The sequence below is a fragment of the Mesorhizobium sp. M1182 genome (assembly GCF_040318335.1).
GTDB lineage: Bacteria > Pseudomonadota > Alphaproteobacteria > Rhizobiales > Rhizobiaceae > Mesorhizobium.
On the sequence record NZ_JAMYMD010000038.1, the window covers coordinates 1 to 22,683 of the forward strand.

General features: G+C 62.1%; 22 protein-coding genes and 1 pseudogene. 17 read left to right on the plus strand and 6 right to left on the minus strand.

The features are described 5' to 3' along the window. Positions 1 to 262 precede the first annotated feature (262 nt). Positions 263 to 1,166: pseudogene (locus NKH33_RS28465) on the minus strand (LysR family transcriptional regulator). 103 nt (positions 1,167 to 1,269) lie between these two features. On the opposite strand from NKH33_RS28465, the gene NKH33_RS28470 reads away from it, so the two are divergent. Then, positions 1,270 to 2,259 (plus strand): zinc-dependent alcohol dehydrogenase family protein, encoded by a 990-nt coding sequence (locus NKH33_RS28470; protein WP_352922625.1) that lies wholly within the window; start codon positions 1,270 to 1,272, stop codon positions 2,257 to 2,259. Between the two features lie 17 nt (positions 2,260 to 2,276). On the opposite strand, the gene NKH33_RS28475 is transcribed toward NKH33_RS28470, so the two are convergent. Then, complete coding sequence (locus NKH33_RS28475) at positions 2,277 to 3,179, minus strand: LysR substrate-binding domain-containing protein (RefSeq protein WP_352682156.1); 903 nt, start codon at positions 3,177 to 3,179, stop codon at positions 2,277 to 2,279. Positions 3,180 to 3,270: 91 nt separating this feature from the next. Between NKH33_RS28475 and NKH33_RS28480 the strand changes: the two genes are divergently transcribed. The 6 genes from NKH33_RS28480 (at position 3,271) to NKH33_RS28505 (ending at position 9,751) form a co-directional block, all read left to right on the plus strand. Beyond that, complete coding sequence (locus NKH33_RS28480; RefSeq protein WP_352569798.1) at positions 3,271 to 4,821, plus strand: trimethylamine methyltransferase family protein; 1,551 nt, start codon at positions 3,271 to 3,273, stop codon at positions 4,819 to 4,821. Positions 4,822 to 4,862: 41 nt separating this feature from the next. Then, the gene (locus NKH33_RS28485; RefSeq protein ID WP_352747024.1) at positions 4,863 to 6,512 is read left to right on the plus strand and encodes an ABC transporter substrate-binding protein; all 1,650 of its coding nucleotides are present in this window, start codon (positions 4,863 to 4,865) and stop codon (positions 6,510 to 6,512) included. Between the two features lie 105 nt (positions 6,513 to 6,617). Next, positions 6,618 to 7,097 carry a DUF3828 domain-containing protein gene (locus NKH33_RS28490; protein ID WP_352542343.1) on the plus strand — a complete coding sequence of 160 codons (480 nt, stop codon included), beginning with the start codon at positions 6,618 to 6,620 and terminating at the stop codon, positions 7,095 to 7,097. Between the two features lie 4 nt (positions 7,098 to 7,101). Next, on the plus strand, positions 7,102 to 7,659 hold the full coding sequence (locus NKH33_RS28495; protein WP_352542344.1) for a hypothetical protein: 558 nt from the start codon (positions 7,102 to 7,104) through the stop codon (positions 7,657 to 7,659). 11 nt (positions 7,660 to 7,670) lie between these two features. Next, positions 7,671 to 8,855 carry a mandelate racemase/muconate lactonizing enzyme family protein gene (locus NKH33_RS28500; RefSeq protein WP_352542345.1) on the plus strand — a complete coding sequence of 395 codons (1,185 nt, stop codon included), beginning with the start codon at positions 7,671 to 7,673 and terminating at the stop codon, positions 8,853 to 8,855. Between the two features lie 23 nt (positions 8,856 to 8,878). After that, positions 8,879 to 9,751, plus strand: coding sequence for an alpha/beta hydrolase (locus tag NKH33_RS28505; RefSeq protein ID WP_352542346.1), 873 nt, complete (start codon positions 8,879 to 8,881; stop codon positions 9,749 to 9,751). A gap of 14 nt (positions 9,752 to 9,765) precedes the next feature. Here NKH33_RS28505 and queF read toward each other — a convergent pair whose 3' ends face one another. Continuing rightward, positions 9,766 to 10,227, minus strand: a complete 462-nt coding sequence (queF, locus tag NKH33_RS28510) for a preQ(1) synthase (RefSeq protein ID WP_023674394.1) — start codon at positions 10,225 to 10,227, stop codon at positions 9,766 to 9,768. A 113-nt stretch (positions 10,228 to 10,340) separates the two neighbouring features. On the opposite strand from queF, the gene NKH33_RS28515 reads away from it, so the two are divergent. Continuing rightward, the gene (locus NKH33_RS28515; protein WP_352473628.1) at positions 10,341 to 12,386 is read left to right on the plus strand and encodes an oxidoreductase; all 2,046 of its coding nucleotides are present in this window, start codon (positions 10,341 to 10,343) and stop codon (positions 12,384 to 12,386) included. Between the two features lie 140 nt (positions 12,387 to 12,526). Here NKH33_RS28515 and NKH33_RS28520 read toward each other — a convergent pair whose 3' ends face one another. After that, entirely contained in the window at positions 12,527 to 12,934 is a 408-nt protein-coding gene (locus tag NKH33_RS28520; RefSeq protein ID WP_023674396.1) for a hypothetical protein, read from the minus strand. 117 nt (positions 12,935 to 13,051) lie between these two features. Between NKH33_RS28520 and NKH33_RS28525 the strand changes: the two genes are divergently transcribed. The 3 genes from NKH33_RS28525 (at position 13,052) to NKH33_RS28535 (ending at position 14,254) form a co-directional block, all read left to right on the plus strand. Beyond that, positions 13,052 to 13,477 carry a MarR family winged helix-turn-helix transcriptional regulator gene (locus tag NKH33_RS28525; protein WP_352473629.1) on the plus strand — a complete coding sequence of 142 codons (426 nt, stop codon included), beginning with the start codon at positions 13,052 to 13,054 and terminating at the stop codon, positions 13,475 to 13,477. 79 nt (positions 13,478 to 13,556) lie between these two features. Then, complete coding sequence (locus tag NKH33_RS28530) at positions 13,557 to 13,799, plus strand: type II toxin-antitoxin system Phd/YefM family antitoxin (protein ID WP_352473667.1); 243 nt, start codon at positions 13,557 to 13,559, stop codon at positions 13,797 to 13,799. Between the two features lie 17 nt (positions 13,800 to 13,816). Then, complete coding sequence (locus tag NKH33_RS28535) at positions 13,817 to 14,254, plus strand: type II toxin-antitoxin system VapC family toxin (RefSeq protein ID WP_352922629.1); 438 nt, start codon at positions 13,817 to 13,819, stop codon at positions 14,252 to 14,254. 12 nt (positions 14,255 to 14,266) lie between these two features. Here the strand turns inward: NKH33_RS28535 and NKH33_RS28540 are convergent, their stop codons facing one another. Then, complete coding sequence (locus tag NKH33_RS28540) at positions 14,267 to 16,339, minus strand: putative bifunctional diguanylate cyclase/phosphodiesterase (protein ID WP_352922632.1); 2,073 nt, start codon at positions 16,337 to 16,339, stop codon at positions 14,267 to 14,269. A gap of 265 nt (positions 16,340 to 16,604) precedes the next feature. Here NKH33_RS28540 and NKH33_RS28545 point away from each other — a divergent pair, with 265 nt between their 5' ends. The 3 genes from NKH33_RS28545 to NKH33_RS28555 are packed head-to-tail and all read left to right on the plus strand — an operon-like array spanning position 16,605 to position 19,517. Then, a complete protein-coding gene (locus tag NKH33_RS28545) occupies positions 16,605 to 17,792 on the plus strand; it encodes a glycine C-acetyltransferase (RefSeq protein WP_352922635.1) in 1,188 nt (395 codons plus the stop codon). 48 nt (positions 17,793 to 17,840) lie between these two features. Then, a complete protein-coding gene (tdh, locus tag NKH33_RS28550; RefSeq protein WP_352922638.1) occupies positions 17,841 to 18,875 on the plus strand; it encodes an L-threonine 3-dehydrogenase in 1,035 nt (344 codons plus the stop codon). A gap of 18 nt (positions 18,876 to 18,893) precedes the next feature. Next, positions 18,894 to 19,517, plus strand: a complete 624-nt coding sequence (locus tag NKH33_RS28555; protein WP_352922641.1) for a DUF4304 domain-containing protein — start codon at positions 18,894 to 18,896, stop codon at positions 19,515 to 19,517. Here NKH33_RS28555 and NKH33_RS28560 read toward each other — a convergent pair. Continuing rightward, positions 19,478 to 19,984: a MarR family winged helix-turn-helix transcriptional regulator gene (locus tag NKH33_RS28560; RefSeq protein ID WP_352922644.1), complete on the minus strand. Its 507-nt coding sequence runs from the start codon at positions 19,982 to 19,984 to the stop codon at positions 19,478 to 19,480. The two genes, NKH33_RS28555 and NKH33_RS28560, sit on opposite strands and share 40 nt — an antisense overlap. 153 nt (positions 19,985 to 20,137) lie before the next feature. On the opposite strand from NKH33_RS28560, the gene hmgA reads away from it, so the two are divergent. The 3 genes from hmgA to NKH33_RS28575 are packed head-to-tail and all read left to right on the plus strand — an operon-like array spanning position 20,138 to position 22,675. Then, positions 20,138 to 21,451, plus strand: coding sequence for a homogentisate 1,2-dioxygenase (hmgA, locus tag NKH33_RS28565; protein WP_352922647.1), 1,314 nt, complete (start codon positions 20,138 to 20,140; stop codon positions 21,449 to 21,451). A gap of 10 nt (positions 21,452 to 21,461) precedes the next feature. Further along, on the plus strand, positions 21,462 to 22,319 hold the full coding sequence (locus NKH33_RS28570) for an MBL fold metallo-hydrolase (RefSeq protein WP_352922650.1): 858 nt from the start codon (positions 21,462 to 21,464) through the stop codon (positions 22,317 to 22,319). A gap of 2 nt (positions 22,320 to 22,321) precedes the next feature. After that, positions 22,322 to 22,675: a DUF7660 family protein gene (locus tag NKH33_RS28575; RefSeq protein ID WP_352922653.1), complete on the plus strand. Its 354-nt coding sequence runs from the start codon at positions 22,322 to 22,324 to the stop codon at positions 22,673 to 22,675. The last annotated feature ends 8 nt before the right edge of the window (positions 22,676 to 22,683 follow it).

The window sequence follows — 22,683 nt, forward strand, 5'->3', positions numbered from 1 at the left end:
CTGAGGGCCTTGGCCGCCTGAGCACCGTCATGTGTCCGCCGCTCCGCTAAACACGGGGGCTGCGCGGCGGACACGCCGACGTCACTGCAATGCCACGCCATTTTGCAGAACTTGACGCACACAACTACTGTCGCCCAATGCGAGGCGCGAGCGGATCGATAGCGGCGCTGCCGAGCCGATCGACGAAGCCTCGCCTCGAACGGCTTGTGCTTGCGTCGAGTCGTTGTCGAGGAAATCCACGCAGATAACCGCGACCGTGCATTCAAGTCATGAGCTTGGGCAGCGCTGCCGACAGTGCATCGACGGCAAGGCGGACTTTCATCGGCAGATGAGGCGTCTGCAACCACAGGGCATGAACGTCGTAGAGAAACCAGGATTGTTCCGACAACAGCGGGACAAGTACGCCGGCTTGAATGCGCTGGCGAACCAGCCAGTATGGCAGCCAGGCGAGCCCCATGCCGGCGGCCGCGGCATCGGCGATGGCATCGAGGTCGTCGAGCCGCAATCTGCTGACTGGCCTGACCTCAATCGCGGGGTGGCCATTGCGCGGAAACAGCCACGGCTGAACGGCACGCCCGGAACGGCGGTAGATGATCGCGTGACGGCTGCCAAGGTCATCTATTTCCTGCGGCTGGCCGTGCCGGTCGAGATAGGACGGCGACGCGCAGACGACTCATGTGCTGGCGCGCGATGCGACGCGCCATCACCCCGGCCTGGTCCTCCAGGTCGCCCGTTCTAATGGCAAGATCGCAGCCGTCCTCGGCGAGGTCGGCGATGGCATCGCTGAACGACAGGTCAAGTTCCAGCGCCGGATATTGCTGCGCAAACCCGAACAGGATCGGGGCAACGCAGCGCCGGCCGAAATGCACCGGCATCAGGACACGCAGCTTTCCGCGCGGTTCGGCAAGCTGGTCGGCGGCGAGTGCATCCGCGGCCTCCGCTTCGGCAAGCACCAGCCGGCAGCGTTCATAATAGGCGCGCCCGAAATCGGTCAGGCTTTGGCGGCGCGTGGTCCGGTTGATGAGGCGCACGCTCAGGCGCTCCTCGAGAAACCGGACATGCTTGCCGACCATCGGCCCGGACAGATCGAGAGCCGCCGCCGCGGCTGCGAACGAGCCCAGGTCGACGGCTTTGACGAACACGGCCATGCTCGTAAGGCGATCCATATTCAAAACCTGCAGTTTCTGCTGATCTACTCAAGTGGCTATTTATCCGCCTGATGAGCGCTGGCATAGCTGATTCAGTTCAAATATTTTGGAGTTTTGACCGATGGCACGTGTCGTTCGCTTTCATGAACTCGGTGGTCCCGAGGTCCTGCGCATCGAGAATGTTGACACGCCTGCGCCCGCGAGCGGTGAGATTCAGATCCGCGTCAAGGCGTTGGGTATAAACCGCGCCGAGGCGCTGCTGCGTTCGGGGACCTACATCCAGACCGCGCCGTTGCCTTCCGGTCTTGGGCTCGAGGCCGCGGGTATAGTCGAGATGGTCGGCGAAGGCGTGGACGGGTTTGCGCCTGGCGATGCCGTCAGCATCGTGCCGCCATTATCGATGGCCCGCTGGCCTGCCTATGGTGAGATTGCCACATATCCGGCCGAGCTCGTCGTCAAGCATCCACCATCGCTGAGCTGGGAAGAAGCCGCCGCAGCGTGGATGCAATATCTCACCGCCTACGGTGCGCTGATCGACATTGCCAACCTCCAAAGCGAGGACTTTGTTGTCATTACCGCGGCCTCGAGCAGCGTCGGACTTGCCGCGATCCAGATCGCCAACATGATTGGCGCGACCCCGATCGCGGTCACACGGACGTCCGCCAAGAAGCGGGCTTTGCTTGAGTTCGGTGCGGCCCACGTCATCGCCTCGGCAGAGGAGGACCTGGAAGCCAGGCTGAAGCGAATCGCCGGCCCGGACGGCGTGCGCGTGGTGTTCGATGCCGTCAGCGGCCCGATTTTCAAGCCTCTGACGGCAGCGATGGCACCGGGTGGCATTCTCATCGAATATGGCGGCTTGAGCCTCGACCCGACACCCTTTCCGCTACCTGCAGTGCTGGCAAAGACACTGACGCTGCGCGGTTATCTCGTCCATGAGATCGTGCGCGATCCGGTCCGGCTGCAGGCCGCCAAGGCGTTCATCCTCGACGGACTGAGCTCGGGTTCGCTGAAGCCGGCAATCGCCAGAACCTTTCCGTTCGACCAGATCGTCGAGGCGCACCGCTATCTCGAATCGAACGAACAGTTCGGCAAGATCGTCGTGACCGTTTGACCGGGCATTTATCGGCCTCACGCCTGCGCCGCCAGCCAGTCCCGCACCTTGCGGGCGTTGTCGCTGAGTTCGCGGTTCCTCGACCAGATGACATGAAAGCCCTTGCCGGTCGTCATCGTGTGGCCGGTGACGCGCACCAGCAGCCCTGATGCCAGCAGCCGCTCCGCGAGGTGACCCCAGCCGAGCGCGATGCCTTGTCCTTCCATGACGGCCTGGATCACCAGCGCATAGTCGTTGATGCGCAAGCCGCGTCCGGCATCGGCGATGTCGACACCGGCTGAGGCGAACCATTCGTCCCAGCTCGCGGCCTCGCGAAACGGCTCTTCAAGATGAATAAGGCGGTGCGATTGAAGGTCCGCGACACGCTCCGGCAGCCCGAACCGTGCCACATAACTAACGCCGGCAACGGGGAATATCACCTCATCGGCCAGCGGCAGCGAATGATAATCCGTCCATTCCCTGGGCTCGCCGCCGCGGACGCCGAGCGGGATGTCTTCGGCGATGATGTCGAGATCGCGGTCGGCGGTCTGGATGCGCAGGTCGATGCCCGGCAATTCGTCGCGAAACTGCTGCAGGCGCGGCATCATCCAGAACGAGGCGAAGGCGGTCGAGGCGGCGAGCGTCACATGCGCGCCGACGGCGATCTGGCGCAGATCCTCCGCCGACTTGCGAATGTGCGACAGGCCGAGCGAGACGTCGGCATGGAAGCGGTCGCCGGCCTCGGTCAGGCTGACCTGCCGGTGGCGGCGCTGGAAGAGTTTGGCGCCGAGCTGCTCTTCGAGCCCACGGATCGCATAGGAGACGGCAGCCTGCGTCATGCCGAGCTCGCGTCCGGCGGCGGTAAAGCTCGACAGCCGCCCGGCGGCCTCGAAAACGATCAGGCTGCCGGCCGACGGCAGCAGGTGGCGCAAGCTTCGCATAAACTGAGCTTATACAAGAGATCAGGATTTTCCAGCGTCACAGCCGCATTTTGTCTGGCTAGATTGGTCGAGACAGGAAGATGGAGCCTCCATGAACGCACCGGCCGTTGAAGTGAGCGAACACACCAACCGCCGCAGCGGTGGCCGCCTGGGGCGCAAGGCGCTGCGGGGCGCACCCATAGCGTCGTTTCCAACCCTGGTCCGCCAGATTCCCGTCTATCAGATGGTTCCGGACGAGGCGGTTGAGCTGATCCACCAGGAGTCGCTCTCCATCCTCGAAGAAGTCGGATGCGAGTTCCGCGACGACGAGGCGATCGCAATGTGGAAGGCGGCGGGCGCCGATGTCTCGGAGACAAGGGTCCGGATCGACCGCGCCCTGCTGATGGAGCTCATCTCGAAGGTCCCGTCGGAGTTCACGCTCAATGCGAGGAATCCCCAGCGTTCCGTACGTGTGGGTGGAAACAACTCCATCTTCGTGCCGATGTACGGAGCGCCTTACGTGCGCGACCTCGACAACAACAGGCGCTACGGCACACTCGCCGACCTCAACAATTTCCACAAGCTCGCCTACATGGCGCCGGCGCTGCATTCGTCGAGCTCGATCATCTGCGAGCCGATGGAAATTGCGGTGCCGAAGCGTCACCTCCACATCATCCATTCGGCGCTTAAGCACTCCGACAAGCCGTTCATGGGCATCGTGACCTCCAGGGATCGAGCCGAAGACACGATGGCGATGGCAGGCATCGTGTTCGGCGAGGATTTTGTCCGCGACAACCCGGTCCTGGTGTCGATCACCAACTGCAATTCGCCGCTGGTGTGGGACGCCACCATGCTGGACGCGATGAAAGTCTATGCGCGCCACAACCAGCCGCTGATCCTCGCCCCCTTCGCCCTTTGCGGCGCCTCGACTTCGGCCTCTGCCGTCGGTGCGGTCGCGCAGGTCAATGCCGAAGCGCTGGCGGGCGTCGCGTTCACACAGCTCCTGCGTCCGGGTTCGCCGCAGATCTACGGACAGTTCATGGTGACGGTCGACATGAAGACCGGCGCTCCCATGGGCGGCACGCCGGAGGCGGCCCAGATGATGTATCTCATGGGCGCGCTGGCGCGGAAGTATCGTCTGCCGTGGCGCACGTCCGGTTTCCATGTCGGCTCGAAGCTGAACGACGCCCAGGCGGGCTACGAGGCGAACATGCTGATGCATGCCGCCATCCTTGCCGGCGCCAACTACATCTGGCACTCTGCCGGTTGGCTCGAGGCCGGCCTGACCTGCGGCTATTCGAAATTTGCCACCGACTGCGAGCAGCTTGTCGGCTGGTACAAATATGCTGGCGGGCTGCCATTCGACGATTTCAAGGAGGCTATGGCGGCTATCCGCGAGGTCGGACCACAGGGCCATTTCCTCGGCACCCAGCACACGCTTGAACATTTCGAGTCCGCCTTCTTCATACCGAGCATCATGGACTTCAATTCGTTCGAACAGTGGAAGGCGGAAGGAGCAAAGGACCACGACACCCGCGGCCGCGAGAAAGCGCGCAACATGCTCGCCGATTATGAGGAGCCGAAGCTCGATGAGGGCATCGCCGATGGTCTCAAAGATTTGATTGCGCGGCGCGAGGAGAAACTGCCGGACAGCGTTAGTTGATCACGGGCGAAGACCCGATGCGAACCATAAGGGAGGAAAAAATGACACTCTTCAGAAGCAACGGCGATCGCGTACCGAGCGCCATCGAAGCAATGGCCAGCGAGGCGCGCGCCGGTCGCGTCGACCGGCGGGAGTTTCTGGCCCTGGCAAGCGCTTTCGGCGCATCAACGGCCCTTGCCTACGGCATGATTGGACTTGCCGTGCCGGAGCGGGCTTTGGCTGAAGAGCCGAAGAAAGGCGGAACGCTGCACGTTTCGATGTCGGTGAAGGCGCAAAAGGACACGCGCACCTACGACTGGGTGGAACTTGCGAACATTTCACGCTGCTGGCTCGAGCCGCTTGTCCGCTACACCCGCCAGTTCACATTCGAGCCGGTTCTGCTCGAAGGCTGGGAGGTCAACGACGACGCCACCGAATACGTGCTGCATGTGCGCAAGGGCATCGCCTGGAACAACGGCGATGCTTTCAACGCCGATGACGTGGCCTACAATCTGACGCGCTGGTGCGAGAAGGCTGCCGCCGGCAATTCGATGGCCGCGCGCGTCGGTGCGCTGATCGATGCAAAGACCGGCAAGGCCAGGGAAGGGGCGATCACCAAGGTCGACGACAACACGGTGAAGCTGAAGCTGAACGAACCGGACATCTCGCTGATCCCGAACTTCACCGACTATCCGGCGCTGGTGGTCCATCGCAACTTCGACGCCGACGGCGCCAATCCGATTGAGAAGCCGATTGGCACCGGGCCGTTCGAACTGGTGTCTTATGCGGTCGGCCAGAAAGCGGTCGTCAAGCGTCGTGAGAATGGCAAATGGTGGGGCGGTGAAGCGCTTCTCGACGGCGTCGAATTCATCGACTACGGAACCGATTTCAACGCCTCGATAAATGCATTCGACTCCGGCGAAATCGACCTCAACTTCGAGACGCCGGCCGACTTCATAGACATCCTCGACAAGATGGGGCTGGTCAAATCGGAGGTCGCGACAGCGACCACGCTCGTCGCCCGGACCAACATCACGAACAAGCCCTATGACGACAAGCGGGTTCGCAACGCCCTCCAGATGGCCGTCGACAACAAAGCGGTGCTCGAACTTGGCTACGCCGGGCGAGGCACTGTTGGTGAAAACCACCACGTCAGCCCGATTCATCCGGAATACTACGCGCTGCCCAAGAAGACACGCGACGCCGCGGGCGCCAGGAAGCTTATGGCCGATGCCGGGCAGGACGACTTCGAGCATGAACTGATCACCGTCGAGGACGATTGGCAAAAGAACACCGGCGACGCTATTGCCGGCCAGTTGCGCGATGCCGGGATCAAGGTGAAGCGCACCGTGCTGCCGGGGTCGACCTTCTGGAACGACTGGACGAAATACCCCTATTCGATGACCATCTGGTACATGCGCCCGCTTGGCGTACAGGTGTTGGCGCTCGGCTATCGCACCGGCGAGGCCTGGAACGAAACCGGCTACTCGAACCCTGATTTCGACGCCAAGCTCAAGCAGGCTCTTTCGCTCATCGACGTGGAAAAGCGCCGCGAGGTCATGAAGGACATCGAGCAGATCCTGCAGGATTCGGGCGTCATCATTCAGCCGTTTTGGCAGAAGCTGTTCAGCCACATGAATGAGAAGGTGAAGAACTACGGTGTCCACCAAACCTTCGAGATGGATCTCCAGGATGTCTGGCTGAACGCCTGAGTTGCCAGCAGACGAGACGTTGCAGGATTTCATGGACCGCAAGAAAGCCGACGGGCAAGATGCGTGGTACTGATAGCTTCCGTCAGTGAACAATCGGGGACACCCATGAAACTGCCACTTTTTGTTGCCGCGCTTTCGATGGCCGTGCCGGCGGCCGCGTTTGCCGGCCCTGCTGCCAACGCCGTGAAGTTCTTTTATGTCCCGTCGGTCAAATTCGAGGCCGATGCGCAATATCGCGACCGCTTCACCGCACCGGTGACGAAACTGTTCGAACTGAACGACAATGCCGCAAAGAACCATCCGGATGAAGTTCCCTGCATCGACTTCGCCCCTGGTCTCGATGCGCAGGACTATGACGAGAAGACCGTGGCCAAGACGCTGACGCTGGCCGAAACGCTGGATGGCGACAGCGCCGAGGTGACGGCGACGTTCAACCTTTTTCCGGAAGGCGATGGTTCCAAACGCGAAATGGTCTGGTCGTTGAAGAAGATCGACGGCCAGTGGAAGGTCGCCGACATTACCTCGAAGACCAGCGGCTGGACCCTGAGTGCGCTCGAATGCCTGGCCGGACAGTCGCCGGAGTGATGCCGTGCTTCGCTGCCGTCCCTGGATTTTGGCGACTGCGTGCCTGCTGGCCGGATTGAGCAGCGCCGCCGCTCAGGGCCTATTCGGCGCGCCGCCCGCAAACGCGCCGGCCGACAGTGCGGCACCTCCGCCGGCAGTTTTGCCGCCGGCAGAAAACGCGCCGGCCGCACCCGTGCAGCCGGGCTCGCCGACCGCGGTAGTGAAGCCGTTCTACGAGCATGCCGGGCTCGAGGTCGATCCGGCTCAGCGGGGCCATTTCACCGACCCGGCAAAGTCGGTGCTGGACAAGAGCGACGCGCTGCGGAAGTCGGGGCAGGGCGAGTGCCTCGATCCCAACATGGCGCTCGACAATTCCGAATACGAAAAGGCGGAGATCGACAAGAGCCTGAAGACCATCGAAGCGATCAAGGGCGACGAGGCCAAGGTCGTCGTCGCTTTTGTCGTCTACGGCAATCCGCACCGGCTGGAATGGAAGTTCAAAAAGATCGATGGCGACTGGAAGATATCGGACCTGCTCTCGGTGACCGGCGAATGGGCGCTAAGCCAATACCAGTGTGAGTGAGAACGGAACCGATGAAGATCACCAACATCCGCGTCACCCACGTCAACGTCCCGCTCGATGCTCCGTTCTGGTGGACGGCTGGTCTCTACGGCGGCGCCTCGAAATCGATCATCGAGGTCGAGACGGACGAAGGCGTGGTCGGACTGGGCGAGGCGCCATGGTGGCATTTCGGCGAGGTGATCAAGGCCGAGATCGCGCCGGCGCTGATTGGCGCCGATCCGCTCGACATCGCCGACTGCGAGGCGCGCTGCGTGCCGCCCTGGCAGATTACCGCCAACACCGGCGAGAATGCAGCCACGGTGGCGTTCGGCGCCGTCGAACTGGCGCTGTGGGATATAAGAGGCAAGGTCTTCGGCATGCCGCTCTACAAGCTGCTCGGCGGCGCGGTGCGCAAGGACATTCCGTTTTCGGAATATTTCGCCTTTCGCCCCGCTCACGGCGGAGCCGGCGGCGAGATGACCGCCGAAGCGATCGTCGACTACTGTCTCGGCATGCGAGAACAGCACGGCTCGACGATTTTCGAGGGCAAGCTGATCATGGGCGATCCCGAGCTCGAGATCAGGACAGTGCGCATGCTGCGCGAGGCGCTTGGCGATAAAGCGCAGATCAAACTCGATTCCAACATGCAGTGGTCGCTGACCACAGCGCGCTGGGTGCTGCGCGAGATCGAGCCGTTCAACATCCGCAACTACGAGGATCCGGTCGCGACCTTCGAGGAGATGGCTGCGCTGCGCCAGCATTCGCGCATTCCGTTCTCGACGCACATCCCGGATCTCAGACGGGCAGTCGCGCTCGGTGCGCCGGATTACTTCGTCTGCAATTTCGCAGCACTCGGCGGATTGTCGAAAACTCTGAAATTCATCGCCGCCTGTGAGGCGATGGGCAAGGGGTTCTGGTGCTATTCGAACGATCTCGGCATCATGACATCGGCTTATCTGCACGTCGTGGCGGCGACACCGTGGATCACCGAGGCGTCGCAGTCGTTGTTTCGCTGGCAGATCGGCGATGTCATCAAGGACGGTCCTTTTCGCCAGACGGGCAATACGGTGCGCGTGCCGGAGGGTGACGGGCTGGGCGTCGAACTCGATCCGGCGGCAATGAAACGCTGGTCAGCGCACTTTGCCGAACACGGGCCGATGCACCATTTCAGCGACCCGAACAGCCCCAGCCGCTACCGGCGGCTGCCGCTCAACTGATGCGAAGTGCACGTGACCGATCGATGAGAAGAGGTCCTGTCGTGGTTGCTTTATTCGCGGCGGTTTGCGTCCTGGCCTGCGCTGTCACCTGGGAGGCAGGAAGCCACGCGGTGGCCCGCGTGCCTCAGCAAAGCTTCACGCTGCCTGTGGGGTTACCGGTGGAGCGCATCGTTCTGAAGCGGGAGGGCGCGCCCGACCTTGCCGGTTGGGTGGCGGATCGGCAGGACAGTTGCGGAACAATCGTGCTGTTACACGGACGTGGTTCAAACAAGCTGGCCATGGTTCCAAGAGCGAAGCTGCTTTTCGAAAGCGGCTACTCGATCGTGCTGTTCGATCTGTCGGGACATGGCGAAAGCGGCGGCGATATCAGAGGCTTTGGTTACATCGAACGGCAGGACGCCAGCCGCATCCTCGCCTTTGCGCGGCAACGCTTCGCCGGTCGCAAGGTGGCGGCCATCGGCTCGTCGCTCGGTGCGGCTGCTTTTGTATTTGGCGCTCAGCAGGAGCATGCCGACGCCTATGTCCTGGAGCAGCTCTACGCGACTTTGCTGGAAACCACGGCGTTGCGAGCGCCCTTGCCTATGTTGCGCGACGTACAGGCGACCATCCTCTTGGCGCAGATGCAGCTCCGCCTTGGCTTCGGGGTAGATGATGTCAGGCCGGTCGATCGCATCGGCGCGATTGATCGGCCGATATTGCTGCTAGCAGGCAATTCGGATCCGTTTGTCGCTCGCAGCCAGACACTGGCGTTGAAAGATGCGGCAGGCGCTGACGCAAAGCTGGTCTGGTTCGACGGCGCGCGGCATGTTGATCTCTATCGCTATGACCAACAGCGGTACCGCGACGCGGTGATGCCTTTCCTGGAGACCAACCTGTGCCGGACCGGGATCAGGTGAGCCGCTCCGTCCGATCAGCCGCGCCCGCGATAGGGGGCGACGCCGGTGTCGGGCAGCCACACACCTTCCGGCGGCGCGCCGGTTTGCCAGAACACGTCGATCGGAATGCCACCGCGCGGATACCAGTAGCCGCCGATGCGCAACCACAATGGCTTGGTCGCGGCGATGATGCGGCGGCCGATCATGACGGTGCATTCTTCGTGGAAGGCGCCATGGTTGCGAAACGAGGTCATGAACAGCTTGAGCGACTTCGATTCCACCAGCAGCGCATCGGGTGCGTAGTCGATGACGATATGGGCGAAGTCCGGCTGGCCGGTGACCGGGCAGAGCGAAGTGAATTCCGGGCAGGTGAAGCGAACGATGGCCGGCGGGCCGTCGCCGCGCGAAAACGGCACGGTTTCCAGGACTGCCGCTTCAGGGCTCTGTGGCGCCTCGACGTTGGTGCCGAGCTGGGTGAGGTTTTTCGTATCGGTCATGAGCAGGTTCCTTGCTGCATGTCGCCCAAAACTGCGCAGCGATTTTGGGACAGCGACATGCGTAAAAACAAAATTTGCCGCTCATTAGCACAATTTGAAACAGCAGGAAGACGATGACCAGCAACGACCCGCTCCTCCAGCCCTATCAGCTCAAGCATCTGATGCTGAAGAACCGGGTGATGTCGACCAGCCATGAGCCGGCCTATTCCGAGGACGGCATGCCGAAGGAACGCTACCGGCTCTACCATGCCGAAAAGGCCAAGGGCGGCATGGCGCTGACCATGACCGCCGGTTCGGCGATCGTCTCGCGCGACAGCCCGGCCGCTTTTGGCAATCTGCATGTCTATGACGACCGCATCGTGCCGTGGCTCGCCGAGCTTACCGATGCCTGCCACGAGCACGATTGCAAGGTGATGATACAGATCACCCATCTCGGCCGCCGCACCGGTTGGAACAAGGCCGACTGGCTGCCCGTGCTGTCGGCTTCGCCGGTGCGCGAACCGGCCCATCGCGCCTTTCCCAAGACTATCGAGGACTGGGATATCGAGCGCATCGTAGCCGACTATGCGGCGGCCGCGCAGCGCTGCCAGGCTGCCGGCCTCGACGGCATCGAGTTCGAAGCCTACGGCCATCTGATGGACGGTTTCTGGTCGCCGGCCACCAACCAGCGCGACGACGATTTCGGCGGCTCGCTCGACAACCGGCTGCGCTTCACCGGAATGGTGCTCGACGCGGTGCGTGCCGCGGTCGGCGAAAAGTTCGTCGTCGGCATCCGCATGGTCGCCGACGAGGATTTCGAGAAAGGCCTGTCGAAACAGGAGGGCGTCGAAATCGCCAGGCGGCTGGCCGGCTCCGGCAAGGTCGATTTCCTCAACATCATCCGTGGCTCGATCGAGACCGATGCGGCGCTGACCAAGGTCATCCCGGTGACCGGCATGCGGTCGTCGCCGCATCTCGACTTTGCCGGCGAGATCAGGGCAGCGACGAAATTCCCGACCTTCCATGCGGCGCGGATTTCCGACGTCGCCACCGCGCGTCACGCCATCGCCACCGGCAAGCTGGACATGGTCGGCATGACGCGCGCCCACATTGCCGACCCGCATATCGTCAAAAAAGTGATGGAGGGCCGCGAGCACGAGATCCGCCCTTGCGTCGGCGCCACCTATTGCCTCGACCGCATCTATGAGGGCGGCGAGGCGCTGTGCATCCACAATGCGGCGACGGGCCGCGAGGCTGATATCCCCCATATTATTCCGAAAACCGAGGGACCGAAGCGGAAGGTGGTCGTCGTCGGTGCCGGCGCCGGCGGGCTGGAGGCGGCGCGCGTCGCCGCCGAGCGCGGGCACCAGGTGACGGTGCTGGAAGCATCGAGCCAGGCCGGCGGCCAGGTGCGGCTGGCAACGCAAAACCCGCGCCGCAAGGAATTGATCGGCATCATCGACTGGCGCCTGGCCGAACTCGACCGGCTGGGCGTCGAGATCCGCTACGACAAATGGGCGGAGACGGACGACGTGCTGGCGCTGTCGCCGGACGTGGTGGTGGTCGCCACCGGCGGCCTGCCGCAGAACCCGCCTCTGACGGCGGGCGACGATCTCGTCACCTCGAGCTGGGACATCATGGCCGGCAGCGTCAAGCCGGCCGAGAACGTGCTGCTCTATGACGACAATGGCGGCCATCAGGGCATGGGTGCCGCCGAACTGATCGCCAATAGCGGCGCCAGGCTGGAGCTGGTTTCACCAGAGCGCTTCTTCGCCCCGGAAATGGGCGGCATGAATCATGTGCCCTACATGCGCGCCTTCCAGGAAAAGGGTGTCACGGTGACCATCAACACACGGCTACGTTCTGTGCGGCGTGAAGGCAACCAGCTGATCGCCGAGCTCGCCTCCGACTTCGCCGATGGCTGGCGCGGCGAGCGGCGGGTCGACCAGGTGGTGGTCGAGCACGGCACGCTGCCGCTCGACGATCTCTACCTGGCGCTGAAGCCGCTGTCGAAGAACGCCGGCGCGATCGATTACGAAAAACTGATCAATGGCGGCGACATCTTTCCTGCGCGCAATCCGCAAGGCGGTTTCGTCGTCTTTCGCATCGGCGACGCGGTAGCTTCACGCAATATCCACGCTGCGATCTATGACGGCATCAGGTTCGGCTTGCGAATCTGAGGAATATTTTGGATTGATTGGTGGCGCGCAGCCGAACCTCCGTACGGAGAGCCACCACGGTACGTCGGTCCGGTCTGCGCGCCGCGCACGCCGCCGGCCATCGCCGGGCACCGTACGATCTTGCGATTGCGGCAGGACGTTCAAAACATCCTGGCGGTGGCCATGCAGAACACGGTGATGACCAGCAGGCCGCCGGCGATGCGTTCGCCCTTTGTCATCTTGGCGCGCAACTGGGTTTGCTTCGCCGCATCAGCGCCGGCCAACTGCCTGCTGGCGGAACCCACCAGCGCGCCCTGAACCCCGGCGGCGATTAACGCCGTCAAGATGCCGAGCGCCAAGACCTTCTCCATCGAGCCGAAAGAGCCGTTGTGGAAGAAATACCACAGCAGCAAGCCGGTGAGGAAAACCACGCCGGCTGCGCCCATTTGCGGCCGGAAGAAACGTTCCGCCCTGATCTCCGGTTCGCGGGCGACCGCGATGGTGGTGCCGGCCCAGAACACGCCCGCCATGACGTGAAGGCCGAGGACGATGATGTAGACATATTGCATGACCGCATTTCCTCTCTTGCCCACCGCCAGGCATATCGATAGATATCAAATGATTAGATGTCAACGCATAAGCTCGAGCCGGTTCCATAGGCTTTGCCCTTGTTCTAGTGTCGGATCATGACGCCCTTTGACCGCCCGCCGATCGGGATGAATCTCGCGCGCACCGCCAAGCTGGTTGCGCAGGCTTTCGACGCTGCCTTGGTCGAGGCAGGCGGCACGCTGCCGGTCTGGGTCACGTTGCTGTCGGTCAAGTCGCGGGAGCTGGCCAATCAACGCGAGCTCGCCGGCATGATCGGCATCCGGGGCGCAACGCTGACCCACCACCTCAACGCCATGGAGACGCAAGGCCTGCTGATGCGCCGCCGCGATCCCGAGAACCGCCGGGTTCACCAGGTGGAGCTGACCCAAGCCGGAGAAGCGCTGTTCCTGCAATTGCGCACCGCCGCGTTAGCCTTCGACAAGCGGCTGCGGAAAGGACTGTCCGACGACAGGCTGGCAGAGTTTGCACAGGTGCTGGCCGCGTTGCGGGCCAATGTCAGTTGATACCGATTGGACCGCAACCCTTGTTCCAAGCCGTCTGCAATGTTATATGACCATGGTAGTCATATGCGAGGGTGGCAACATGCGCGAAATTCAGTTGAAAGACGCCAAGGCGACGCTTTCGGCAGTCGTCGATCAGGCAGTTGCAGGAGAGCCTGCCATTATCACACGCCACGGTCGGAAGCAGGCCGTCATCCTGTCGTTCGAAGATTATCAGCGGCTGTCTCGGGTGCCGAGCTTCGGGCGGCTGCTGGCGGCTTTTCCCGGGGACAAGGACGACATTCCGCCTCGTTCCCGTAAGCCGGCTCGCAAGGTTGCGTTGTAGCGCGGCGACCAGCCCTGATGTTTCTGCTGGACACCAACATCATCTCGGCAATGGCTCCAGCCAGGAAGGTTGATCGGGCGGCGCTGATGGCATGGCTCGATATGGCGAGCGAATACCTGTTCCTATCCGTTGTGACTGCGTCCGAAATCGCGGCGGGGATAGCGAAGGCGGAGCGCGACGGCGCGACCACAAAGGCCGCGCTGCTACGCGACTGGTGGCAGGCAGTCGAGCACCTTTACGGGGCAAGGGTTCTGCCCTTCGATTTGCGAGCCGCGCATGCCGCGGGTTCTATTCTTGATCGCGCAAGGGCTCATCGGCCGGGATTTGAAGACATAGCGATTGCTGCTACGGCCGAAGTTCACGGCCTGGTGATACTGACGGATAACGAGCGTCATTTCGCACCACTTGGGGTGCCGATGCTCAATCCGCTGAGAAACCTACCGCCATTGCAGTAGTTCCGACTTTCTCTACGCCAGGCGGCCTTGCAGAACCGTCAGCCTGGCCTTCTTCGGTGCTCGCGCCACCAGCCATTCGCGCAGGCCGTCCGGCGGCATCGGGAAAGCGATGGAATAGCCTTGCACCTGGTCGCAGCCGATCGCCATCAGCGAGTCGAGCTCGGCTTCGGTTTCGGCGCCCTCGGCGACGATCGAGATGCCGAGACCGCGGGCGAGCTCGGTGAGGGCACGAACGATCTTGGTGTTGCCGCTGTTCTCGTTGATGTTCTGGACGAACCGGCGGTCGATCTTCAGCCGATCGATCTCGTTTGGATTGACATGGCTGAGCGATGCGTAGCCGGTGCCGAAATCATCGAGCTCAAGATGGATGCCGGCGGCGCGAATGTGCCGCAGCTTTGCCGCGATACCGGTCTTCTCATCGTCGAGAATGACGGATTCGACGATCTCCAGCGATAGTTTGTGCGCTGGCAGGCCAGCCCTCTCCAGCATGTCGAACAGGAAGACTTCGAAATCTGTCTCGCGCAGCTCCGAGCCGGATACATTGACGGCGATCCGTCCGAAGGCGATGCCTGCGCGGTTCCATTCGGCTGCTTCGGTGATCGCCTTGGCAATGACGATGCGGCCGATCTCGGACATCAAGCCGCATTTTTCCGCGATCGGAATGAACTCGCCCGGCGCGATCATGCCGCGCTCGGCGTGTCTCCAGCGAACCAGAGCCTCGATGCCGCTGATGGCGCCGTTCGACAGCGACACCTGCGGCTGGAAATAGACTTCGAACGCCTTCTCGGAGATGGCGGTCCTGATGTCGAGCTCGAGCTGCTTGCGATAATCGAGTTCGCGTCTCAGCTCCTCGGAGAAGAACGACAAGCTGCCGCCGCCCTGCTTCTTGGCGGAATACAGCGCCAGATCGGCATGGACGAGCAGGTCCTGAGCATTGTCGGCATCGATCGGGTAGACCGCAATCCCGGCACTTACGCCCGGATGGATCGTCGTTCCCCGGAAAATGATCGGCTCATTGAGTTTGGCCAGCATGCGCCTGGCGACGATATCGATGTCCTCGGTGCTGCCGGCGTCGTTGAGGACCACAACGAATTCGTCGCCGCCGAGACGCACGTTGAGATCCGACGTACGGCACGAATCACGCATGCGCTGCGCAGCCGCCACCAGCACATAATCGCCGGCGGCGTGGCCGAACGTGTCGTTGATCTGCTTGAACCGGTCGAGATCGAACTGCACCACGGCAACCCGCTCACGCCGTCGCTGCGCGGCATTGATCAGCGTATCGAAATGCTCGGTCAAAAAGGTGCGGTTGTGCAGGCCGGTCAGCCCGTCATGCACGGCGATAAAGGCCATGGAATTGCGCGCATCGACCAGCTCGCGCGTCCGGCGCAGGATGGCATTCGACATTGGCCTGAAAATGAAAAGCGCCACCAGCACGATGACGCCGATGGTCGAGTAGAACAATGTGCGATTAAGATCGAGAAGTGTTTCGGATCGCTGGCCTGCAAAGGCGCTGATGCGCTGGCCAAGTGCGGCATAGCCCGACAATGTGGCGTTGGCAACGGAAGCGTTCAGGTTGACGCGCTCCTCTCCGCCCTTGTAGCCACCATTGCCGGCCATGTTGAGCCGCGATTCGAATGACGAGATCAGGCGTTCGCCGTTGGCGATAAGCCCGACCGAGAAATAGTCGAGATGGTACGGCTTGGCGAAAAGTACGCTCTCGATCGATCTCGGATCGAACCTTGCCGGCGACGCCGGATCGGCGGCGGTCCGTTCGAGCAGCAGATCGTAGTTCTCCTCGAACTCCACCGTCGCTTGCTTGAGCGCGCTAACCAGGGCCGGCTGCTGGTCGCGTGAGGCGGTACCGGTGGCGCCGGCAAGGAAGACGATGCGCTGCGATAGGGCTTTTTGTGTGCTGACCACATCGAGCAGTGCCTGGTTGTGCTGCTGGGCCGCCATCATCTGCTGCAGCAGGATGAAGGAGGCCACGACCATGGCGGCGATGATCAGCAGAGCCAGCCAGTAGCCGGATTTGATCAGGAGTATGAGCCTGCCCGAAACGGCGTGCACCGGCTGCTGTGACATTTTCTGAGGCGGCCCTCTCGCCAACGAATTCTTGTGCGACAACCTTTGGCTTCAAAGTGTTAACAGGTTTGGGACGGCAGCATGCCGGCGGCGGCGACCGTGGCGAGAAACCCGCAAAGTGGTTATTGCAATCTTTCGCGGCGCCTCCGCATTTGAACATCGTGGCCTCTGCCGTGCCATTGCCGCCACCGAAGCGGTCGCTTTTGCGATGGATTTTTCGTCCGCGCGGCGCGACAGTCCTCATCGATCTCAACAGGGCCTGATCATGACCGAAGCATTCCTTTCCCACATCGACAGCGAGCTTGAAGGACTGAAATCGGCCGGCCTTTACAAATCGGAACGGGTGATAACCTCGACCCAATCGGCCGAGATCGAGGTCGGCGGCGAGAAGGTGCTGAATTTCTGCGCCAACAATTATCTCGGCCTCGCCGACAGCGCCGAACTGCGCGAGGCGGCCAAGCAGGCGCTCGACCGGTACGGCTACGGCATGGCATCCGTGCGCTTCATCTGCGGCACGCAGGAAGAACACAAGCAGCTCGAGGCGACCATTTCTGACTTCCTCGGCATGGAGGACACCATCCTCTACGGCTCCTGCTTCGACGCCAATGGCGGCCTGTTCGAGACGCTGCTCGGCGAGGAGGATGCGGTCATCTCCGATGCGCTGAACCACGCCTCGATCATCGACGGGGTACGGCTGTCGAAGGCAAAGCGCTTCCGCTACGCCAACAACGACATGGCCGATCTGGAAGCGCGGTTGAAAGAGGCGCGCGACTGTCGGTTCCGGCTGATCGCCACCGACGGCGTGTTCTCGATGGATGGCATCATCGCCAATCTGAAAGGCGTCTGCGACCTCGCCGACAAATACGATGCGATGGTCATGGTCGACGACAGCCATGCTGTTGGCTTCGTCGGCAGGAACGGCCGTGGCTCGGCCGAACATTGCGGCGTCGAGGGCAGGGTGGACATCATCACCGGTACGCTGGGCAAGGCATTGGGTGGCGCGTCCGGCGGCTACACGTCGGGCAGGAAGCAGGTGGTCGACTGGCTGCGCCAGCGCTCGCGCCCCTATCTGTTTTCCAACACGCTGATGCCGGCGATCGCTGGCGCTTCGATCCGGGTTTTCGAGATGATCCGCAATGGCGATGCGTTGCGCCAGCGCCTATATGCCAATGCGGCGCGGTTTCGCTCCGAGATGGGCAAGCTCGGTTTTACTCTGGCCGGCGCCGACCATCCGATCATCCCGGTGATGCTGGGCGACGCGACGCTGGCGCAGGAAGTGGCGGCGCGGATGCTGAAGCGCGGCATCTATGTCATCGGCTTCTCGTTCCCGGTGGTGCCGAAGGGCCAGGCGCGCATCCGCACGCAGATGTCGGCCGCCCATTCCGGCGCCGACATCGAACGCGCGGTTGGGGTGTTCGCCGCAGTCGGTCGCGAACTCGGCGTGATTTCCTGAGCGGCCGGATCAAGAGATTCAAGCGACTAAGGTTCTGGGGACAAAAGAATGTCGAACATGATGAAGGCGCTGGTCAAGGCCAAGGCCGAGCCGGGCATCTGGATGGAAGAAGTGCCGGTGCCGGAAATCGGTCCGAACGACGTGCTGATCAAGATCAGGAAGACGGCGATCTGCGGCACCGACGTACACATCTACAATTGGGACCAGTGGGCGCAAAAGACCGTGCCGGTGCCGATGGTAACCGGCCATGAATTTGTCGGAACCGTCGCCGATTTCGGCACGGCGGTGACCGAGTACAAACTCGGCCAGCGGGTTTCCGGAGAAGGCCATATCGTCTGCGGCCATTGCCGCAACTGCCGGGCGGGCAGGGGGCATCTGTGCCGCAACACGCTCGGCGTCGGCGTCAACCGGCCGGGCGCCTTTGGCGAATACCTTGCGATCCCGCAGCACAATGTCGTGCCCATCCCCGACGATGTGCCGGACGAGATCGCCGCCATCTTCGATCCCCTGGGCAATGCCGTCCACACGGCCTTGTCTTTCGATCTGGTCGGCGAGGACGTGCTGGTCACCGGCGCCGGGCCGATCGGCATCATGGGTGCACTGGTGGCGCAGTGCGTCGGCGCGCGAAAAGTGGTCATCACCGACATCAACCCGGTGCGCGTGGCACTGGCGAAAAAGCTCGGCGTCCAGCATGTCGTCGATGCGTCGAAGGAAAAGCTGCGCGACGTCATGCCGGCGCTCGGCATGACCGAGGGTTTTGACGTCGGCCTCGAAATGTCGGGTGCCGCACCTGCCTTCCGCGACATGATCGACACCATGAACAATGGCGGCAAGATTGCCATTCTCGGCATCGCGCCGACCGGCTTCGAGATCGACTGGAACAAGGTCATCTTCAAGATGCTGCATCTGAAAGGCATCTACGGCCGCGAGATGTTCGAGACCTGGTACAAGATGATCGCGCTGGTGCAGGGTCCTCTCGATGTCAGCGGCCTGATCACCCACCGCATCGGCATCGACGACTATATTTCGGGATTTGAGGCGATGAAGAGTGGCAATTCCGGCAAGGTGGTGATGGATTGGTGAGGCATATAGGGGTGCAAGATGGCGGATAGTGAGCACGGTCGCATCATTGCCTCGCAGGCAAAGATCGTACTGAAGCCCGCCGGATTTCAACGCAAAGGGAAGTCTCGAATCTGGATCGCCGATCGCGGCTTCTGGCTAAGTGTAGTCGAGTTCCAGCCCAGCTCTTGGTCCAAAGGCACTTACCTTAACGTAGCAGTCCACTGGCTCTGGGGTTCGCTCCCTGAAACAGTTACCTTCGATCGTCCTCAGCGCATTGGACAGTTCGTTCCGTTCGAGAGCCCGGCACAGTTTCTGCTCGCGGTTGATCAAATGGCCAAGAAGGCCGTCGAAATCGATCGGGTTCACCGATCAATGTTCCCTTCCGTGCAGGCGACAGCGACAATCCTCGTGAATGAATTGCAGCCGGGCGCCTACGGCGAGTGGGCGGCCTTCCACGCCGGGGTGGCGGCCGGTTTGGCTGGTGATTTTGAAACGGCAAGGCGGCTGTTTGAAAGCGCTCAGAGACATGCGGCTTCGCAGGCGCAGCTTCTCTTGGGCTACATCGATGATCCGATAGCATTTCGAAGCCGTGTCAGAGGCTTCATTGTAGCCGAACGCGCCTACTACGGTCTAGGAGCGTTACCTGCCGCAATAGCGATCTGATTTCTACGACGGTCAAACCCATGGAGGATTTCAACCACTGTGAGTTTTGCCTCCAGCGCCGCTACCCCACTGACAATCGCCGCCCGCTCTTCCGCACCAAGCCTCTCCAGCAGCTCCCGCTCGAACTCCTTCGCCAGCGGCACCATTTCGCGATAGGCGGCAAGCCCCGCTTTGGTCAGCGTCAGATGCTCGACGCGACGGTCTTTCTCGTCTGGCGTGCGGGTCAGCCAGCGGCGCCGCTCGAGTTCGGCGACCGCGCGCGAAACCTTGGTCTTGTGCATGGCCGATTGCTCGCCGAGCGCCGTCGCCGTCATCGTGCCGTGCTGTCCAAGTCCCGCAAGCGTGCGCCATTCGGGCCGGGTCAGGCCGTGGCGGTCCTTGTATATCCTTGAGAATTCGCGGCTGACGGCATCGGCAAGCCGATAGAGCCGGTAAGGCAGGAAGGATTCCAGCTCGAGGATTTCCATGGTTGGCCCTGACTGGCATGCTGGCGGCTCATGCCGAAATCACCGTTGATGGTTACATTTTCAATGGTTACAAATGAAACCGGTATGGTCAACTCGGAGCATCCTTGCGGATGCGCAAACGATGCTCCGAGACCATGAATTCGGGAGGATTCCATGGCCTATTCCTACATGCCGGGTTTCGGCAACGACTTCGAGACCGAGACTCTGCCGGGCTCGCTGCCGCAAGGGCGAAACTCGCCGCAGCGGCCGGCCTACGGCCTCTATGCCGAGCAGCTTTCGGGCTCTCCTTTCACCGCGCCGCGCGGCACCAATGAGCGCTCCTGGCTTTATCGGATAAGGCCGAGCGTCAGGCACACCGGTCGCTTCAAAGCGGCGAATTATCCGCTTTGGAAAAGCGCGCCGAACGTCGGCGACCATCAGCTCGCACTCGGCCAGTATCGCTGGAGCCCCGTGCCGATGCCGAAGGAACCGACCGATTTCATCGCCGGCATGCGCTCGATCACCACCGCCGGCGACGTGCTCGGCCAGACCGGCATGGCGGCACACGTCTATGTCGCCAATCGCTCGATGGTCGACGATCATTTCTTCAACGCCGACGGCGAGTTGCTGGTCGTGCCCCAGGTTGGAGCCTTGCGCTTCGTCACCGAGATGGGTGTTATCGAACTCAGGCCGGGCGAGATTGCCGTGCTGCCGCGCGGCCTGGTGTTCAAGGTCGAACTGGTCGATCCGCAAGTGCGCGGCTATGTCTGCGAAAATTACGGCGCCAAGCTGACGCTGCCGGATCGCGGCCCGATCGGCGCCAATTGCCTGGCCAATCCGCGCGATTTCAAGACGCCCTGCGCCTGGTTCGAGGACAAGGACACGCCCTGTCGGCTGATCGCGAAATGGTGTGGCCAGTTCCATGTCACCGAAATCGACCATTCGCCGCTGGATGTGGTGGCGTGGCACGGCAATTATTCGCCCTACAAATATGATCTTGCGACCTTTTCGCCGGTCGGTGCGATCCTGTTCGACCACCCCGATCCGTCGATCTTCACCGTGCTGACCGCGCCGAGCGGCGAGGAAGGCACCGCCAATATCGATTTCGTCATCTTCCCGCCGCGCTGGCTGGTCGCCGAAGATACGTTCCGCCCGCCCTGGTATCACCGCAACATCATGAGCGAGTTCATGGGCCTGATTCATGGTCAGTACGATGCCAAGGAAGAGGGCTTCGTGCCCGGCGGCATCAGCCTGCACAACATGATGCTGGCTCACGGACCCGATGCGTCTGGTTTCGAAAAAGCCTCGCGCGCGGAGCTGAAACCGGTCAAGCTCGACAACACCATGGCCTTCATGTTCGAGACGCGCTTTCCGCAAATGGTGACCCGCTATGGCGCCGAGCTCGAAACCCGGCAGGACAATTACATCGACTGCTGGGCCGGCCTGAAGAAGCGCTTCAACGGCACGCCAGAGGGCGACTGGTCTTGAGCGCCGTCGCGTGACGGATCGTCTGGTGCTTCTGGGTTCGAAGGGTGGCCCGGCGCTGCGGCCCGGCGGCCCGTGGCCGAGTTCGTCGCTGCTGGAGATTGGCGGCCGCACCATCGTCGTCGATTGCGGGCTGGGCGTAACGCGCGGGCTGACCGATGCCGGCATCAGCCTGAAGGCGCTCGACCTGATCTTCATCACGCATTTGCACTCCGACCATGTTCTGGAACTCGGACCTCTCATCCACACCGCCTGGACCGCCGGCCTGGCGGCGCCCGTCACTTTGTTCGGCCCGCCCGGCATCGGCCATTATTGGCAGCGCTTTTGCCAGGCAATGGAATTCGACATCGAGATCCGCATCGCCGATGAAGGCAGGCCGGATCTCCGCGACCAGGTTTCGATCGTCGAATTTGGTGAAGGCCAGGTGGCCGAAGAGCGCGGTCTCAAAATATCGGCGCTGCGCGTCGACCACCCGCCGGTGACGGATTGCTTTGCGCTGCGCTTCGATCATGCGGGGCAAGGCGCCGTCTTTTCGTCGGATACGGCGTTCTTTCCGCCATTGGCGGATTTCGCCGAGGGCGCCGACGTCCTGGTCCACGAGGCCATGCTGGAAAAGGGTATCGAGCGGCTGGTCGCGAAGACCGGCAACGGCGCAAGGCTGAGGGAACACCTGCTTGCCAGCCATAGCTTTGCCGAAGAGGCGGGCCGCATTGCTAGTGATGCCAAAGTCAAAAGGCTAGTCGTCAACCACCTCATTCCGGCCGACGATCCCGAGATCGGCGAGGCCGACTGGATTGCCGCCGTCAGGAAAACATGGGCCGGCGACTTGACGATCGCCCGCGACGGCCTTGTTGTGGGGCTTGGGGAGTGAAGATGGCCAACGACAAGCTTTCGGAAGAGGTGCGAAAATCCGAGGAGACATCCTGGGCGCAGCTCTCCTTGTTTCTCGACAGGGTGGAAGACCTGCCGTCTTTCGTCCGGTTCCTCGATGCGCTGCGAAACGACCGTGAGGACGCCGACCGTAAGGAGGCGTTGCGGTCGGCAGGACCTGACATCAGCTGGAATGGCTGGGAAAACAATTCGTTAGCCACTTTTCTTGAGTCGGCTGTCGCTTGGGCCGTCACCTGGAGCAAAGACAGTCGGCGCGGCGACCCGGCGTTGCTGGCAAATGACAATCCCTGGAGAGCCGCGGCCAGAATTATCTATGCCGGCAAATACTACGAATAAACGCATAG